Raw genomic sequence first — 17993 nt, 5'->3', positions numbered from 1 at the left:
TAGCCTTGGAATCCCCCACTTCTAGGCCTTGCGTGCAAGTGGCGAAACATTCATATCCAGGAATGGAGGGGGCTTCACATTGCGGTCGGCGTCTTGGCTGTCTCTTCTCGAAAAGGGACGGCCATTTTTTTACCTTGGGCAGGATGTTACCTAATGTTGTCGAAAAAGAGAATACGAAACGTATTCGTGTGAGGTGAATGTATGGCGATCGATCACGACCGGTTGTTCAAGGAGTTGTTGCAGACGTTTTTTGAGGAATTTGTGCTCCTCTTCTTCCCGGATATGCACGAACATATTGATTTCAACCATTTGTCGTTTTTGTCCGAAGAGCTGTTTACGGACGTAACGGCTGGGGAGAAGTACCGCGTTGACCTGCTCGTCGAGACGAAGTTCAAAGGAAAAGACGGATTGATCATTGTTCACGTAGAAAACCAAGCGTACGTTCAATCGTCATTTCCAGAAAGAATGTTTCTTTACTTCAGCCGCTTGTTTGAAAAATACCGCACTCCGATCATTCCGATTGCCGTCTTCAGCTATGATGCCATCCGAGATGAACCCTCTTCGTTCACGCTCTCCTTTCCGTTTGGCGATGTGCTTGACTTTCGCTTTTTCCATGTGGAGTTGCGCAAGCAAAACTGGCGCCAATTCATCCGCACCGACAACCCGGTGGCGGCTGCGCTGCTTAGCAAAATGGGTTATACTGAAAGTGAACGAGTGGAACTGAAAAAGCAATTTTTGCGCATGTTGGTGCGTCTTGAGCTAGACGAGGCAAGACAGCGTTTGTTGATGGGCTTTTTTGAAACGTATGTGAAGCTGTCCGATGAAGAAGAACAACAGCTTCGAAGCGAGGTGGAACAAATGGAGACGAAAGAAAAAGAACGCGTGCTGGAATTGATCATTTCGTACGAGCAAAAGGGAAAAATTCAAGGCCGAAAGGAAGGACGGGAGGAAGGGCGCAAAGAGGGAGCGGAACAAGAAAAACGGCACATTGCGAAACGGATGTTGATGAAAGGGTTTGATGCGCAGACGATTCACGAACTGACCGGATTGCCTGTGACGGAGATTGAGGAAATGAAACAAAGCGGCTTCAAGTGAATGGAAATCAAACAGGCGGGGCAAAAGGCCAGCCCCGCCCTAGCGCGTTGGTTTTGCTGCTGTGGATTCCCGTTTGATCAGTTTCGTAGACAATAGCACTTCCTGAAAAGGTTCGTTCGGGTTGTCCCACCGCCATCGCAACAATTCCACTGCTCGTTTGCCGTAGCGCTTCAGGTCGATGTCGACGGTCGTGATTTTCGGCGTGGCGATTTGCGATAGTTGTCCGTTATCAAAGCTACAGACGGAGACATCGCCAGGTACGTTCAGGCCGTATTGTTGGAGGCTGGTGCTGACGAAAAAGCCTAATCCGTCATTGACGCAAAACCAGGCGGTTGGTTGCTGCTTTAGCTCTCGTATGTAGTTGGCGATCGCTGTTTCGTCCTCTTGTGCGTGGCAAAATATCCATTCCTCGTTCGGTTTCACCCCGTAATCTTTCAACGCCAATAAATACCCTTCATACCGTTCTTGATAGCTCGGTGAATAGTGAATGTCGCCGACAAACGCAATATCGGTATGGTTGAGCTCCAACAAATGCTGGACAGCCACATACGCCCCGAACCGATTGTTGGTCAGCACCGCATCGGTATTGACTGGCTCGGCTCGCCCATCTTAGCCCCGCTCGTCATTGCGCTCATGATGGCGTGGAAGTTTGTCGGCTATTATGCGCTGCTGTTTTTGTCCGGCTTGGAAAGCATCCCGAAAGAAGTGTATGAAGCGGCGGAAATGGACGGAGCGATCGGCTGGAAGCGGGTTTGGCACGTGACGATTCCGATGCTGTACCCTTCGTTTTATACCGTGACGATTTTGGCGGTCGGTTTGATGTTTGGCATTTTCACCGAACCGTATGTGTTGACAGGCGGTGGGCCGGAGTATGCGACCCATACGTGGCAGCTAGAGATTTACAACCAGGCGTTTGAAAAATTAAATGCGGGGTATGGAACCGCGGTCGCGATTATCAATTCGATCGTCACCTTTGCGTCGATTTTCGTCTTTCGCAAGGTGTTGGAAAAATGGGGTGGCAAACATGGCTGGGAGTAAAACATGGAAGGTCGGACTGCTTTATGTTTTGGCGTTTGCCGTTTTGTTCGTCATGGTGTTTCCGTATTTGTATATGGTGTTAGGCTCTCTTGCCCCATGGAATGAGGTCGACCGAAAGCTGATCCCGTCGTCATTGACGCTTCGCTCGTATGAATGGTTGCTTCAAGGCGGCGAAGATGTCGTGCCGCGTCCGTGGCTTCGGGCGTTTTTCAATAGTTTGCTCGTCACGTCAGCGTCAACGCTGCTCATGCTTGTGACGGCGGTGATGGTTGGCTATGCGCTGTCGAAAGTGAAGTTTAAAGGGAGGCAATGGGTCAACAACGCGATTTTGTTTCAAATGTTTTATCCGTCGATCATTTTGTTGATTCCGCTGTTTTTGATCGTTCGCTATTTCGGCTGGTACAACACGTATTGGGCGATGATCTTGCCGAAGGCCGTCAACTTGTGGGCGATCTTTATGTACACGAACTTTTTCCGCAGCATTCCTGATGAATTGATCGAAGCGGCCAAGATGGATGGAGCGGGCCATTTCACCATTATTCGCCGCATTGTCTGGCCGATGTCGCGCTCGATCACCACGATTATTTTCTTGTTCCTTTTCATGGAGCGATGGGTGGAACTGCTTTGGGATATGCTGGTGGTGAATAATGAAAAGATGTTGACGTTAAACGTGCTGTTGGCGCAAATGTTTGGGCCGTACGGCGGCTATCCGGGGCCGATGTACGCCGCCTCGGTGCTTCTCACGCTGCCGATTTTGATTTTGTTCCTTTTGTTTAGCAAGAATTTTAAGGAAGGGATGCAATTCATATTAAAATAATAAAAACATCATAATCGGAAGAGGGAGCAGGGAGAGACGTGATGCAGACAAGGACGCCGACCATGAAGACTTGCCAGACGCTGCTTGAGGAATTTCAGCGTGCACCGCAGCCGCTCAAGGCTGAGAAGCTCGTGTTTGCCGGTGTCGGTGAGCGGGATGTGTACAACATTTCCGCGCCGTTTGAAGACGATGGCGAGTGGGTCATTGCCGGAAGGGTGGAGGCACGAGACAGCGAGCAATCCGAAGTCTACTTTTTCGTCGAGCGTGAAGGGACATGGGTGCCGCGGGAAGGGGCGCCGGTGTTTGCGCTGCAGGATCCGTTTGTTTCGCGGGTGCACGGGCATCTTGTGTTTGGGGGGGTGGAGACGTTTCCGCATCCCGTGCTTCACGGGAAGCTGTATTGGCGGACGGTGTTGTACCGCGGAAACACGATCAAGGAATTGGCGCATTTTTTCACCGGTCCCGACGGGATGAAAGACATTCGTCTTGTCGAGCTGCGGGATGGGTCGGTTGGGGTCTTCACCCGTCCGCAAGGGGCAAAAGGCGGACGCGGAAAAATCGGCTTCACCCGCATCGGTGCGCTCGATGAGTTGACGGTGGAGGCGATTGAGAAGGCTCCGCTCATTGACGGCCAATTTTCGGATGAAGAATGGGGCGGCGCCAATGAGGTGCATTTGCTTGACAATGGGCTCGTCGGCGTCTTGGGCCATATCGCTTGTTTCGATCAGGAGCGGAACCGTCATTATTATCCGATGGTGTTTGCGTTCAATCCAGATACGGGGGAAGCGTCGGACATGGAGTTGATCGCCACCAGAGCCCATTTCCTCGATGGCCCGGCGAAGCGTCCGGATTTGGCGGATGTCGTGTTTAGCGGCGGACTGATTCGCAAAGGGGACGGCACGGCCGATTTTTACGCTGGAACAAGTGACGCAGAAGCGCAAAAACTCACGATCGTGGATCCATTTACGAAATACGAAAGGCAGGGGTGACGATGCACCTTTACCGCTATGAAGAGAACCCGCTCATTACGCCGAACGATGTGCCGCCGCACCACGACGGGTTTGAAGTGATCGGGGCGTTTAACGCTGGGGTGGCGAAATTTCAAGGGGAAGTGTTGCTGCTTCTTCGGGTGGCGGAGCGGCCGATGTCGGATGACCCGAACATCGTGAAAGCGCCGGTATGGAACCCAGAGACGGGGAAGGTCGATGTTTACGAATTTCGCAAAGACGATCCGCGCTATGATTTTTCCGATCCTCGGGTGATCAAAGAGGCGGGGGCGGAGCGGTTCGCCTATTTGACGTCGCTTTCGTATTTGCGCCTCGCCCGCAGTCGGGACGGGCGGCGGTTTACGATCGACGACCGCCCGTTCGTCTATCCATCGAATGAGCTCGAGACATTTGGTATTGAAGATCCGCGCATTACGTACATTGACGGCACGTATTACATTTATTTCAGCGCCGTGTCGCCAAAAGGAGTCGGCGAGGCGATGGTGTCGACAAAAGACTTTCAGACGGTGACGCACCACGGCATGATTTTCGCTCCGGAAAATAAAGATGTGCTCATTTTTCCGGAGAAGATCAACGGCAAGTATTACGCCCTTCATCGCCCGGTGCCGCGAAGCAACGGCCGCCCTGAGGTGTGGATTGCCGAGTCAGAGAATCTGCTTCATTGGGGGAATCACCGCTTTTTGTTCGGTCTGCGCGAAGGGAAGTGGGACAGCGCCCGCATCGGCGGCGGGGCGGTGCCGATCAAGACGGAGCGCGGCTGGCTTGAGTTGTACCACGGCGCGTCCGATGACCATCGCTACTGCATGGGGGCGGTGCTCCTCGATCTGAATGATCCGTCGAACGTTCTCGCCCGCTCGGAGCGGCCGCTCGTCGAGCCGGAGGCGGATTACGAAGTGAACGGCTTTTTCGGGCGCGTTGTTTTTTCATGTGGCGCGCTCGTTGAGGGTGATATCGTGAAAATGTATTACGGTGCCGCCGATACGTCGATGGCGTGTGTGGAACTGCGGCTTAGCGATATTTTCGCTTCGCTCGGCAAGGGATGAAAAAGAGCGCCTGCGCATTAGGGCATGGACGGAAACGCCTAAACAGATCAGGCGTTTCTTTTTTTTGTCGTTATCATATAGCGGGTTGAACGTTTTTTTCGCCGACAAGGATCGGGATACATTTCTTCTTGGCTAGGAAGATTTGATATAATGGAAAACAACGTCGATGTATCGTACGTATCCATACTGATGCAGGCTTGGCGTGCGGAAGCCGCGCGCGCTGGTCGGGGCAATGGTGGTGACGGCATGACAATCAAACGTTCATTATGGTTGAAGTTGTCGACGATTCAGTTGATCATTCTGTTTTATTTGGCGGCCGTCGCGGTGTCGACGGTGCTGTTATGGCTGCCGATTGTACATCAGCCGGGAGTGGAGCTTCACTGGATTGATGCGCTGTTTACGGCGGCGAGCGCCATTAGTGTGACCGGGTTGACGGTTGTGTCGATTCCGGAGACGTTTAATACGTTTGGGATTGTTTTGTTGATTGTGATGATGCAGGTGGGCGGCGTAGGGTTAATGATGCTTAGTACGTTCATTTGGCTGTTAGTTGGCAAAAAAATCGGGTTTCGTGAGCGGCAGCTGATCATGACCGATCAAAACCGTCTTGCGCTCTCAGGGCTCGTGAAGCTCACGCGGGACATCTTTTTCTTGATTCTGGCCATTGAAGCGGTCGGTGCGCTGATTTTGGGCGTGTATTTTTTGCGTTATTTTCCGACGTGGCCGGAGGCGCTTTTGCAGGCGGTGTTTGCGTCGGTCAGTGCCACGACGAACGCCGGGTTTGACATTACCGGCCAGTCGCTGATTCCGTTCGCCGGTGATTATTTCGTGCAAGTCATCCATATCATTCTGATCATTCTAGGCGCGATTGGCTTTCCTGTGCTCATTGAGGTGAAGGAGTTTTTGTTTGCGCGCGACCGAGGGCGCTACCGGTTTTCGCTGTTTACGAAGTTGACGACGGTGACGTTTTTTGCCCTCGTCTTCTTTGGCACGGTGGCGATTTATGCGCTTGAATGGAGCCATTTTTTCGCTGGAAAGCCGTGGCACCGGTCGCTCTTTTACGCCTTGTTTCAGTCGGTGTCATCGCGCAGCGGCGGGCTGGCGACGATGGATATGAACGAGTTTTCCGACCCGACGTTATTGCTTTTGAGCGCGATGATGTTTATCGGTGCTTCCCCGAGCAGCGTTGGCGGGGGCATCCGGACGACGACGTTGGCGGTGATTTTGTTAACGGTTTGGCATTATGCGAAAGGGCGCTCAGCGGTCAAAGTGTTCGGGCGTGAAATTCATGAGGAAGATATTTTAAAATCGTTTGTCGTCTTTATCGGCGCGCTGTTCCTTTGTTTTGCGGCGGTTCTTGCGCTTTCCGTCTCGGAATCGTCACTTCCTGTCGTTATGCTTTTGTTTGAAGTATGTTCAGCGTTTGGGACGACCGGGCTGTCGCTCGGCATTACCTCTGAGCTCAGCCCGTTTGGCAAGCTGGTGTTGGTGATCGTCATGTTCATCGGCCGGGTCGGCATTATTTCGTTTTTATGGCTCGTCCGCGGCCGAGCGGTGAAAGATAGCTACCATTACCCGAAAGAACGAGTCATTATCGGCTAGAAGAGGAGGAAGGAATCATGAAAAAAGTGCGCAAAGCGATCATTCCGGCAGCGGGCCTTGGGACGCGGTTTTTGCCGGCGACAAAGGCGATGCCGAAGGAGATGCTTCCGATTGTCGATAAGCCGACGATTCAATATATTGTGGAAGAGGCGATGGCATCAGGCATTGAGGACATTATCATCGTCACCGGGAAAGGGAAGCGGGCGATTGAAGACCATTTTGACTACGCGTTTGAGCTCGAGCAGCTGCTGAAGCAAAAAGGAAAATTGGACTTGCTTGAGAAAGTAAAAGAGCCATCCAAAGTGGACATCCACTACATTCGCCAAAAAGAGCCGAAAGGGTTAGGGCACGCGGTCTGGTGCGCGCGCAATTTCATCGGGGACGAGCCGTTTGCGGTGTTGTTGGGCGATGATATCGTCCAAGCGGAAAAACCTTGTTTAAAACAGCTCATTGAGCAGTATGAACAAACGTTCAGCTCGGTGATCGGCGTCAAGCGCGTGCCGGAGGAAGAGACGCACCGTTACGGGGTCATCGACCCGCTCGAGCAGCAAGGCCGGCGCTACCAAGTGCGCCGCTTTGTCGAAAAACCCGCTCCGGGCACAGCGCCGTCGAACCTCGCGATCGTCGGGCGGTACGTGTTGACGCCGGAAATTTTCTTGTTTTTGGAGAAGCAGGAGGTCGGCGCAGGCGGGGAGATTCAGCTCACCGATGCGATCGGGCGGCTGAATGAAATTCAGCGTGTCTTTGCCTACGAGTTTGAAGGAAAACGGTACGATGTCGGGGAGAAGCTCGGCTTTATCGAAACGACGATTGAGTTTGCCTTGCAAAACGAGGAGCTGCGGGATGACTTGCTTTCGTTTTTGGAGCAGATTGTGGCGAAGGAGAAGCGGTGAGGACAAGCGGCGAAATGGGGGTGCATGCCAAACGCGGTTGGCCAAAAATAGGCGCGCGATCTGCATGAATGGCGAACCGTTTGGTGGCGGGATGTTGGTGATCATCTAGGCTGGATTGCAACATCTGCTTGTACGGTGAACCGTGTGCTCTGACGCATGGCGGCCTTACAAGTCGGAGCAGCACGGAAAAAACGATTGCCCGGCATGTGTTCGTTTTGTGAAATTTTTGTCGAAATGTTCGTGTTGTTCCGTGAAAATGGGACGGTTACAATGAAATTAGAACAAATGTTCTTTGTTGAATTCGTTGCCATATAAAAGGAGAGGGCAGGTGGACTCGGTATGATTCAAGCGTTTGAGGTTGAACATTTCGAAAACATTTGATGCATTCAATTGGACGAGCTAAAGAGCATCAATTTGTTTAGTGGGAAAAACAATGTTCGGAAAACGACGATTTCAAGTTCCGGGTGTATTTTTTCTCAAGATCATTAACACGCGGGGCGATCATATAGACTGAAAATGGCCGCAAGAGGAGGGTAGGTATGGCTCGCATTCGCATTGAGCATTTTGGGCCAGTGGGGCTGTTTGATGAGGAGATTACCGATGTAACGATTTTGATTGGTCCTCAAGCGAGCGGAAAAAGTACGATTAGCAAACTGATTTTTTTCTTCCGCTCTATTCCGGATGAATGGGTAAATTATTTGCTTTCGTCCCGACAAACGGATGAGCACAGCCCGTTTTTTGAGTTCAATAAATATCTTAGGAGAAAATTTGTCGGCTACTTTGGAACGACAAAACATATGAGACCGTTTCACATTCGTTATGAATATAGTGACGGAAAATTTGTGCGTCTTGACTTAAAAGATGGTTATGTGCAAATCCACTTTAGCGATTCCTTGAAAAAGGGGATTTTAGAGACGTTCAAGCACGTTATTCAGTTGAAAAAAGAGACGCAATATCAAGAGCGGCTGTTGACTGATTTTTGGAATGTCTCATCTTGGAAAGCGCGGCAACAAAGTGTTGTGGAAACAATTAAAACGTCTATTGATGAAGTATTTGGCGATTCGAAAACATCGATCTTCATTCCGGCAGGTAGAAGTTTAGTCGCGACGTTGTCCGATCAGCTGCAAGATATTAACCCACGGCAACTCGATGTCTTGACAGAACAGTTTATCGAACGAATTAACTTGCTAAAGAAGGCGTTTTCGCAATCGTTTGAGGAAATTGTCGAGGATCGGAAAAAATTTTCGACAGAGAAAATTGACTTTGAGGCGATTCGGTTTGCCATTGATATTATTGAGCGGGTGATGAAAGGAAAGTACATGTTCTCTGACCAGGGAGAAAAAATCTTTTTTAATGAAAGAGAGTATACAAAGCTAAAATTTTCATCCTCAGGGCAACAAGAAGTAGTGTGGATTTTGTTGCTTATATTCACGGTTATTTTGGAACGGCAACGAGTGTTTATGGTGATTGAGGAGCCTGAGGCTCACTTGTACCCGAGCGCGCAAAAAGAAATGGTCGCCTTGTTTGCATTATTGCTAAATGCGACGGATAATACGCTAGTGATTACGACTCATAGCCCATATATTTTATCCGCTTTCAATATTTATTTGTACGCGGCTAAGATTGGAGAAAAGCTAGATCGACGCGCCGAGCCGATTGTGGACCGAAAGCTGCGCCTTTCTCCGGAGCGGTTAAAGGCCTACATGCTAGAGAGCGAGGGAGGGAGATTCCGCTACCGAAGCATTATCGATGATGAATTACGGTTAATCCAGGCCGAAGCGATCGATGAAGCATCGTCTGCCATCAACCGTGTTCTGGATGAGCTTATGGAGGCGGAGGAAGAGGGGGAATAAACATGGCTAAGGAGGGGTTCGGATGATTCGCGCCATGGTCGGCGATCTGACCAAAGTGGAAGGAGTCGAGTACATTTGCAATGCCGCCAACGGCATCGGGCCGATGGGCGGCGGCGTGGCAGCGGCGATCCGTCGGGCGGGGGGACGTGTGATCGAGGAGGAAGCGATCCGCGTCTGTCAAGCGCAAGACCCTAAGTCCGGCGATTTGTACGTGACAGGAGCAGGCTCGCTGCCGTTTCGCGGGGTCCTTCACTTAGTGACGATGAAGCAGCCTGCAGGGGCGACGTCGTATGACATCGTTCGGGCGTGTCTCGAGCGGCTCGTCGCGCACTGTCGGGAGAACGGAATCAAGAAGGTGGCGTTGCCAGCGCTAGGGACAGGCGTCGGAAGGCTTGACAAAGAAAACGTGGCGCAGTTGTTTGTCGAGGTGTTGGGTCCGGTCGAGGATGTAGAGTTTGTGGTGGTGGATATTGATCAAGCATTCATCCGTTTTGTCCAACAGCGCCAATAAAGGGAGAAAAAGGGCCTTGACTTCGTCTTGGCCCTGCTTTTTTGGCAATGAATAACGTGTTTCCTTCTTTCTCATATCATATTATAATAAGAACACACGAATGAATGAGTTTCATTGACTTTCTCATCCGGCCGACAGGAGGTGGCATCATCGTTGATGTCCGAATGACGAAGCCGGTGTGAAAGGGAGTGGGGTTTCCTGTTCGAACCGCGATCAGGAAAAACAGCCAAAAATGCCAATGCGGGCGTTTTTGGCGCCATCCGGAGGGATGAATCATGTTATTCTCATTGCCAACATTAAAGACATGTCAAGTGTTAGTGGATGAATTTCGTTCGGCCCCACAGCCGTTTGAGCCGGAAAAGCTTCGCTTTGCGGGTGTGGGGGACCGAGACGTTTATAATATTTCCGCACCGTTTGTGGATGAAGGAGAATGGGTGATCGCTGGGCGCGTCGAGGCGCGCGACAGCGAGCAATCGGAAGTGTACTTTTTCGTCGAGCGCGACGGCGTCTGGGTTCCTCGTGACGGGGCGCCGGTGTTCGCCTTGCAGGATCCGTTTGTGGCGCGCATTCACGGTCAGTTGGTGTTCGGCGGCGTGGAGACGTTTCCGCATCCGGTGTTTGACGGCGAGCTGAGCTGGCGGACGGTCTTTTACCGCGGCCGCAATATCTGCAGTTTGAAAAAGTTCGCCGAAGGGCCGGACGGAATGAAAGACATTCGCCTTGTCGAGCTGAAAGATGGCTCGATCGGCGTGTTCACCCGGCCGCAAGGGGAAAAAGGCGGACGTGGGAAAATCGGGTTCACCCGCATTTTCTCGCTCGATGAGTTGACGCCGGACGTGATTGAGGCCGCGCCGATTTTGGACGCCCAATTTACGGATGAAGAATGGGGCGGCGTGAATGAGGCGCATTTGCTGGCGAACGGGCTTGTGGGGGCGCTTGGCCATATCGCTTGCTTTGACGAGCACGGCAACCGCCATTACTACCCGATGGTGTTCGTGTTGAACCCGGAGACGATGGAGCGTTCAGAGCTGGAATTGATTGCGCTTCGCTCCCACTTTTTGGATGGTCCGGCGAAACGGCCGGATTTGGCGAACGTTGTCTTTAGCGGCGGACTCATCCGCAAAGGCGACGGCACGGCTGAGCTGTACGCCGGCGTGAGCGACGCCGAGGCGCAAAAAATTTCGCTCATCGACCCGTTTGCGAAATACGAAGCGCAAGAGCTTGATCGGATGTATGCTTCCGTTTAGCGAAAGGATCGGTGCGACAGACCTTCTCTATGAATGGGGAAGGTTGGCGGCCGGTCCTTTTTTGCATTTGGCCGGTTTCTTGCCTTGTGCGAAGGACTTCGGTTTGGCATAAACGTGACTTGTTCGGTGACGGTGTATGTGCTCAATGAGGAACGGCTGTATGAGCAGGCGGATGTTCAACCTTGTTTGTTTGCATTATCGTGATGAAAGAGGAAATGTTGCTTCCTCACAGCGTTTCTTCAGTTCAAAACTTTGCAACACCGTCGCGTGACCCCTTTCGGCTTCTCCCAAATCGAACAAATCCGTCGTTTTTCAACGGTCTTCGAAAGGACTGCTTAAAAGCGAACAGCGTGGGATTCTTCCCACGCTGTTTCCGTGAAAATGCACGCGTCTTGATGGGGCATTTTCATGCCCAGGTGAAGGGCAAAGGTTGCTCATGGATCTTTTCTGTGTCCAACGGGATCGGGGCGACGTTCATCGCTCGCGTGATGCTCCTTTACGGTTGTTTTTGCCGCTTTTCCCGCTCCTTCATTTTCTCTTCCATCCGCTTCAGCAGCTTTTCCCACGGGTTTTCCGCCGTTTTTTTCTTGCGCTTTCGTTTTTCTTCCGCCATGCTCAAGCGCCTCCTTTCGCTGCGGCCGATAAGGCGAGCAAGTCGCGCAGTTCGTCATCGGACAGTTCGGTGATCCATGCCTCGCCTTCGGTGATCACATCAGCGAGCGCTTGTTTTTGTTCGAGCATCTCGTCGATTTTTTCTTCGATTGTCCCGACGGTGATCAATTTATGGACGTGGACGAATTTCGTCTGTCCGATGCGGTAGGCGCGGTCGGTCGCCTGGTTCTCGATGGCCGGGTTCCACCAACGGTCGAAATGGATGACGTGGTTGGCCGCTGTTAAGTTGAGCCCGGTGCCGCCGGCTTTGAGCGACAAAAGGAAAATCGGCGCTTTTTTCGCTTGGAACTCATCCACCATCCGGTCGCGCGTTTGTTTTGGGACGCCTCCGTGCAAAAACAACACCGGCTCATCAAACAAGTCGGAAAGCAGCTGTTGGATCATCTCGCCCATTCGCACGTATTGCGTGAAGATGAGGCACGATTCGTCGTTGGCGCGGATTTGCTCGATCAGTTCGATGAGCTTTTCGAGCTTGTGCGACCGTTCAACGAGCTGGCGGGGGCGGCGTTCTTTCAAATACAGCGCCGGATGGTCGCAAATTTGCTTCACACCGTTTAGCATTTGCAAAATCAAGCCGCGCCGCGCAAACGGACTGGCTTCCTTTGCCCGTTCGAGTGTGTCGTTGACGAGCTGCTCGTACAAGGCAGCCTGTTCGGCCGTGAGCGGGCAATATTCTTTTTGTTCGAGCTTATCCGGCAAGTTGAGCGCAACCGCTTCATCCGTTTTCGTCCGCCGCAAGAGAAATGGGCGGATGAGCGTTTGCAGCGCCGCTTTTTTGCGGGCGTCGCCTTCTTTTTCGATCGGTCCGGCAAATCGGCGTTCAAACTCGGCCGCACTGCCGAGGTAGCCCGGGTTGAGGAAGTGGAAGATGCTCCAAAGTTCGCCGAGACGGTTTTCAACCGGCGTGCCGGATAAGGCAATTTTATGTTTTCCGCTCAAGCGGCGGATGGCGCGCGCTTGTTTTGTTTGCGCGTTTTTAATGTTTTGCGCTTCATCAAGGCAAATCGCATGCCAATGAATCTGTTTTAAATCGTCTTGGTCCAAATGAGCAAGGTTGTAAGACGTAATGACGAGATCGGCCTCGCCTGCCGTTTGCACGAACGCATCGTTTTTCGCCCGGTTCGGTCCATGGTGCACGTAGACGCGCAAGTCTGGGGTGAAGCGGGCGCATTCCTTTTGCCAGTTGCCGATCACGCTGGTCGGACAAATGAGCAACGCCGGCGTGTCCGGGCGTTCGATTTCTTTGACGTGCGCCAAATAAGCAAGCAGCTGCACCGTTTTGCCAAGCCCCATGTCATCGGCCAAGCAGGCGCCAAAGCCGAATCGGCGCAAAAAGACGAGCCAGTCGACGCCGCGCTGCTGGTACGGGCGGAGCGTGCCGTGAAACGACGGCGGCACATTCGCTTTCGGCAATCCATCCAGCTGCTGGAGCTGGCGGATAAACGCCCGGAATTGGTCGTGGACGTCAATGTGGATCGGGATCGATTCGTCCGCTGCCTCTTCGCGCTCCTCTGCTTCCGAAAGCAGCGTTTGCGCCACGATGTCGTGGATCGGCACGCCTTCTTTTTTCGCCTTTTCCATGAGCGCCTGTGCGCGGCGGACAAGGGCGGGATCGAGAATGAGCCATTGGCCGCGCAGGCGGATGAGGCGCCGCTTTTGTTCCGCCAAAGCGGCAAACTCCTCTTCTGTCAGCTCAATCCCGTTGGTCGCCACCCTCCAGTCAAAGTCCGCGAGGCGCTCAAGGCCGAATAATGATTCCGCGTTGACGGAAGGCGACAGTTTCGCTTTGATCGACAGCTGCGCCTGGCGGATATCGTGCCACCAGTCGGGAAGCAGCAGGCGCACGCCCGCTTCGGTGAGCTTTAAGCTGTCTTCGGACAAAAAACGCCACGCTTCTTCATTAGACAGTTCCGTCCGCAGACCCTCCCCGGCGTCAAGCCACGGCACGATCGCGCAAATGCGGCGAATGGCGCGCTGGATCGATGATTCATATGGGCGCCAAGCGCGCGGAATGTCGCTTGCGGGTGCGATGACGCTGTCGTCGACGGCGATTAGCACCGCTTCAAGCGTCCATACGTCGCCTTCCTCGGACGGCTCGACGAGGCGAAGCCCGACCGTAAACGGCGGCCGGTCGCCGAGCCATCCGATTTGTTCGAGCCAGTCGTCTTCCGTTCCGGTCCATTGGCCGCTGGGGGAGGCGATCAATGGATAAGTGCGAACGATTTCGCCCCAAATGCCGCGAAGTTCCGGGTCGCGTGAGAGCCAGTCGGCGACCGCAAGCGACCGCCATGTGGCGACGAACGGATCGGGATCGTCATCCGCGCCGCGCCAGCGGGTGCGTCCTGCTTCGCTCCATGCGCCGCCTGTGTTTTTCCATAAGGAAGCATCTGGAAGGAAGCGGCGTTCGCGCAAACCGTTCCAAATGTGCTTCGCCCACTCTTCCAATCGGGCGGTGAACTCGTCTGCCCATTCAATGGCGGAAAAGCGCGAGGGCGGACGCAAAGCGAACAGGGTGAGCGCCTGCCATGGCGACAGCCGCACGATGTCGTCTTCGATATCAATCATGGTCCCGTAAAAGGTTTCTTCGTGCCAAGCCAATAAAGGCGAAACCCATGATGAGGGATGGGTGGAACCAGAGAGCTCGAAACATCGAATCTCTTCATTCCATCTGCAGGAAATCTGAATCGTCTCCAATGCCTTCATGGAAGCAATTTTCCTTTCTTCAATTCTTCATGAAACGCGCGCATGCGCGCCGTTTTGGCGAGCAGTTGCTCGAGATAGGCTTCCCATTGGTCGAGCCGCTTCATCGAACGGTAGTGGGTCCGCAGCGTTTTCAAATGGCGGACCGCCCTTTGGTAGCTCGCCCGGTTTTTTTCTTCCAGCCGCCTCATCACGGCCCGATGATATAACGGCATCACGAGTTCTGGATTGCGCGCTTGCAATGTTTTAAGCAGCTGTGGATGCAATTCATCGGCGGTGATGTTCGCCCATAAAAACAGGTCAACGACTTCTCGGTATCGCCCTTGCCGATACAAAAAGTTGGTATAATAGTTGACGCTGTATGGAAGACTGCGCTGCAAAAAATCTTCCCATGCATCCGGTCGGTTTCGTTGGCGGGCATACATTTCAAACAAATGAACCGCTTCGTCCAAAAAACTTCCCCGGGCGAGGTCGGACATGTGGGAAAGATAAAGCGGCCAATCGTCTTTTGCTTTTTCCCAAACGGCTTCAAACCGTTTCAAGAGGCCGTTTTGAATGAATCGCCCCATCCATTCCACCAAAAACAAGCCTGCCTGATCGGGGAACGCGCGGTAAAGCGCCATCGCTTCGTCGTCTTCGCCAAGCAAAAAGGAAAGATGAGCCGCCGCCATAGCGGCGCGGATGTCGTCTCGGTCTTTGGCGAGCCGAAGGAGTTCGGCTCGTTCCTCTTGCCGCCATGTGGGCTTGGTGAACAACAACTCCCACGCGGTTGTGTAAAAGTCATAGCCGAATGATGACAGCCCTCCGTCCAAAAACAGTACATCACGAACATACGGAATCGTCTGTTCAATCAACGCGTTGAGCGACCGCGGCAGCGATTGAGTAGACAATTTTTCCAAGGCGTCAAAGGCGCGGTCGGCGACATAGTTGACGTCCTGCTGCCAGGAAAACTGTCCGTAAGAGGCGAATACGACGTCGTTCCACCCTTGCGCCTCCCCGTACTGCCGAAGCTTTTCCAACAAAAAGAGGGCGGCATGAAGCTCCCGCAACGGACGGGCGCCAGCTTGCTTCCCTTCGTTTTTGCCAAGTTTCGGGAGCAGCTGGAAGGCTAAACGGTACGGCCAGTTTTGGCCGTTTTGATGGCGGGAGAAAAAGTCTTGATACTGTTTCTCAAATTGGTCCCGCCAATCTTCGACGGTTTCATTGGCTGTGATCGAAAGGCCTGCCGTTTTCCCCGCGCGTTTTGGAGCAGGCGTTTTTGGTTCATGGACAGCGGATTCTTTCCACAACGCGCCGATTTGCCCTTTTTTCCAAAGGCGGAACAGCTCGCCAACGTCGAACACGTTGCCGTATATATAAAAGAACAGCGCCAAAACGTGTGGACACAGCCCTTCCGTCCCGCATGGGCAGCGATGGCGGCGGGTGATGTTGGCCAAATCAAGCATGACATCATGGGGGGTGATGTCGGAAACGACCCCTTCCACTTCGTGGCTGTTGATCACCATGACGTTATAGACCAACCCGTTTCTTGACAAGTCGCGCCCTTTTTGAATGAGATTGTGGAAAATAGGAAACGGCAATTCTTTCAGCAATTCCCCAGCCGCCTGCTTCAAAAGCGGCTTGGAAACGGTTGTTTGCAACATGTCGGTCCGTCCTTTCCGATCCATTCCTTATCATCCTATTATAGCATGTGACAGCGTGTCGAAAAAAGAGGGGCAATGTGACAAAACGCGTCTGTTCTCGAGCCGGCATGAAAGGACATTGCGAGCTTTTGAACGTGTACGCGTTTTGATAGAAAGAAAGCTGGTGATGGTTGAACGTCTATCGATGATGGTATAATAGGAATAGAAAAAGTCCAAATGGAAAAGAAAGCAGGTGCATCGAATATGGCGGAAACGCCGCGGAACGCGTTATGCCCGTGCGGAAGCGGGAAAAAGTACAAGCATTGTTGCGGAAAAAAAGAGGCGGTTTCGATTTCGTCATTGATTGACCGCGAGTTGATCGAATGCATGAATGATATGCGTCAGTTTGTTTTACAGCGGTATGAGAGGGAGGTGGAAGAGCTTTTAGACCAGTTCCCACTTGATGAGATGCCGGAGGAACTCGAGCTTGGCGTGCAGATCATGGCGGTGAACTGGATGTTGTTTTGTTGGCCGCTTGATGAAACAGGACAAACGATCTTTTCTGCTTACCGGAAAAGCCGTCATTGGGAGCGGTGGCGCCCGTCCGTTCAGGCGCACATCGAGAGGTGGGAAGGAGCCGTTCCGTCGCTTGGCGAGTTCATCGGCTATGAGGACGACAATCGCCCCGTTGTCCGGGATTTGTTGACGGGAGGGGAAAAGATCGTTCATTTATTGGCTTCCCATCAATGGCCGAGCGTGATCGAAACAGGAGATGTGGTGTTCGGCTTCCTTGTGCCGTACCAAGACGTGTTCACGTGTTTCACAGCGGTGTTTCCGCTCCCGGCGTCAGGGAAAGATCGATTGCTTCGGGCGATTCAACAAGAAGGGGAGTGGAGCGGTCAGCCATCGGCTTTATGGATGCGCGATCGGTTCGTCGCTGTGCTTTCCGATGTGCTCTTGGAGTGGCTTTGGCAGTTCGCCAAACAGTTCAAATGGGATGATCCGAAACAAGCGGCTGTCATTCGCGAGCTCGATGAAAACGAGCCGGAGGCGCCAGCGGCGCTGCTCAATCAAGCGTTCGCCATATGGGCGATCTATTGCGGAAAAACATCCCGCCTCCCTTATTCGGTCCCCGTCTACGCGGCGGCGCTCCGCTATGTGGCTGGGCATTTGATGAAGGCGGAAGGATCGGAGGTGGAAGACATCGCCGATCGGTATGACGTGATGCCAGAAGATGTGCGATCGGCGGCGTTGGATTTTTTCCTGATGGCTGTTGATGATGAAGACGACGAGCAATGGCTCGATGACTGGGAGGAAGACTGGTTCGAAGAGGAAGGGGATGAGCTTGATGCGCGCATCAATGAATGGATCGATGACATCGATCTGATGTTGATGCGTGAAGGATGGGACGAGAAGCGAGTCAACCGTCATATTGACCGCGCCATCCGTTCGTGGCGGAATGAGGGCCTGCTCGAGGAAGTGAATGAAAAAGAATTGCGTAAAGAACTCCGCGATGTAGCGTGGGAGATCTTCACCGATCGGGGATTCATCTAGAAGCTGGCAGAAAAACGGGCGCTGCGCGCAAGTCAGCGGCATTTCGTCAGAAAGGAAAGCCGGTTCCACAAGGGCTCTCTCATTCAAACATCATTGGGCTCAACCCAAGCCCTCTATAAGTAGAAACAGGGAATGGAATGCGTTCCATTCGTGAAACTCCAAAAAAAGCGGCGGGGAACGATCGGTTTTGACCGAATCCATAATGGATTGGGAAAAATGGCTTTGTGCGCGATTCCGACCGTTTTTAACATAAATCAGCCAGAAGTCCCCCACCTCTACAGGTGGGGGATGAATGGCGTTCGGTTTTTCTGTTTTTCTCTTTCTTCTTTGGATGGCAATAGA

At 52.7% G+C, this 17993-nt stretch carries 13 protein-coding genes and 2 pseudogenes; 11 read left to right on the top strand and 4 right to left on the bottom strand.

The annotated features are described in order from the left end of the window. Nucleotides 1-201: 201 nt before the first annotated feature. A complete protein-coding gene (locus CV944_RS10435; protein WP_013524772.1) occupies nt 202-1095 on the top strand; it encodes an Rpn family recombination-promoting nuclease/putative transposase in 894 nt (297 codons plus the stop codon). Nucleotides 1096-1134: 39 nt separating this feature from the next. Here CV944_RS10435 and CV944_RS10430 read toward each other — a convergent pair. Further along, nucleotides 1135-1686, bottom strand: a pseudogene (locus CV944_RS10430) (substrate-binding domain-containing protein); the annotation flags it as partial. On the opposite strand from CV944_RS10430, the pseudogene CV944_RS10425 reads away from it, so the two are divergent. The 9 genes and pseudogenes from CV944_RS10425 to CV944_RS10385 all read left to right on the top strand — a co-directional run. Beyond that, nucleotides 1675-2133, top strand: a pseudogene (locus tag CV944_RS10425) (carbohydrate ABC transporter permease); the annotation flags it as partial. The pseudogenes CV944_RS10430 and CV944_RS10425 overlap by 12 nt on opposite strands. After that, complete coding sequence (locus CV944_RS10420; protein WP_100664143.1) at nt 2120-2950, top strand: carbohydrate ABC transporter permease; 831 nt, start codon at nt 2120-2122, stop codon at nt 2948-2950. The pseudogene CV944_RS10425 and the gene CV944_RS10420, both read left to right, overlap by 14 nt. Nucleotides 2951-2991: 41 nt before the next feature. Then, nucleotides 2992-3939, top strand: coding sequence for an MTP-1 family protein (locus CV944_RS10415; RefSeq protein WP_100664142.1), 948 nt, complete (start codon nt 2992-2994; stop codon nt 3937-3939). A 2-nt stretch (nt 3940-3941) separates the two neighbouring features. Next, nucleotides 3942-5000 carry a BtaManbiosPhlase gene (locus tag CV944_RS10410; RefSeq protein WP_100664141.1) on the top strand — a complete coding sequence of 353 codons (1059 nt, stop codon included), beginning with the start codon at nt 3942-3944 and terminating at the stop codon, nt 4998-5000. Between the two features lie 246 nt (nt 5001-5246). Further along, nucleotides 5247-6599: a TrkH family potassium uptake protein gene (locus CV944_RS10405; protein WP_015375963.1), complete on the top strand. Its 1353-nt coding sequence runs from the start codon at nt 5247-5249 to the stop codon at nt 6597-6599. A gap of 17 nt (nt 6600-6616) precedes the next feature. Next, a complete protein-coding gene (gene galU, locus CV944_RS10400) occupies nt 6617-7492 on the top strand; it encodes a UTP--glucose-1-phosphate uridylyltransferase GalU (RefSeq protein WP_100664140.1) in 876 nt (291 codons plus the stop codon). Between the two features lie 539 nt (nt 7493-8031). Further along, nucleotides 8032-9345 carry an AAA family ATPase gene (locus tag CV944_RS10395; protein ID WP_100664139.1) on the top strand — a complete coding sequence of 438 codons (1314 nt, stop codon included), beginning with the start codon at nt 8032-8034 and terminating at the stop codon, nt 9343-9345. A gap of 22 nt (nt 9346-9367) precedes the next feature. Continuing rightward, on the top strand, nt 9368-9856 hold the full coding sequence (locus CV944_RS10390) for a macro domain-containing protein (RefSeq protein WP_100664138.1): 489 nt from the start codon (nt 9368-9370) through the stop codon (nt 9854-9856). A gap of 275 nt (nt 9857-10131) precedes the next feature. After that, a complete protein-coding gene (locus tag CV944_RS10385; RefSeq protein WP_047819098.1) occupies nt 10132-11103 on the top strand; it encodes an MTP-1 family protein in 972 nt (323 codons plus the stop codon). A 615-nt stretch (nt 11104-11718) separates the two neighbouring features. Here CV944_RS10385 and CV944_RS10380 read toward each other — a convergent pair. Both CV944_RS10380 and CV944_RS10375 read right to left on the bottom strand, forming a co-directional pair. Continuing rightward, complete coding sequence (locus CV944_RS10380; RefSeq protein WP_100664137.1) at nt 11719-14478, bottom strand: DEAD/DEAH box helicase; 2760 nt, start codon at nt 14476-14478, stop codon at nt 11719-11721. Continuing rightward, on the bottom strand, nt 14475-16118 hold the full coding sequence (locus tag CV944_RS10375; RefSeq protein WP_199170447.1) for an SWIM zinc finger family protein: 1644 nt from the start codon (nt 16116-16118) through the stop codon (nt 14475-14477). Before CV944_RS10375 ends, CV944_RS10380 begins: the two co-directional genes overlap by 4 nt. Nucleotides 16119-16334: 216 nt before the next feature. Here CV944_RS10375 and CV944_RS10370 point away from each other — a divergent pair, with 216 nt between their 5' ends. Then, nucleotides 16335-17651: an SEC-C domain-containing protein gene (locus tag CV944_RS10370; protein ID WP_100664135.1), complete on the top strand. Its 1317-nt coding sequence runs from the start codon at nt 16335-16337 to the stop codon at nt 17649-17651. A 99-nt stretch (nt 17652-17750) separates the two neighbouring features. Here CV944_RS10370 and CV944_RS17620 read toward each other — a convergent pair. Beyond that, nucleotides 17751-17993, bottom strand: a 243-nt coding sequence (locus CV944_RS17620; protein ID WP_233204991.1) for a hypothetical protein, incomplete at its 5' end; no start/stop codon positions are given.

This window comes from Geobacillus sp. WSUCF-018B (assembly GCF_002809985.1).
GTDB classification, from domain to species: domain Bacteria; phylum Bacillota; class Bacilli; order Bacillales; family Anoxybacillaceae; genus Geobacillus; species Geobacillus thermophilus.
This window is presented reverse-complemented; position numbering and strand designations above follow the sequence as displayed.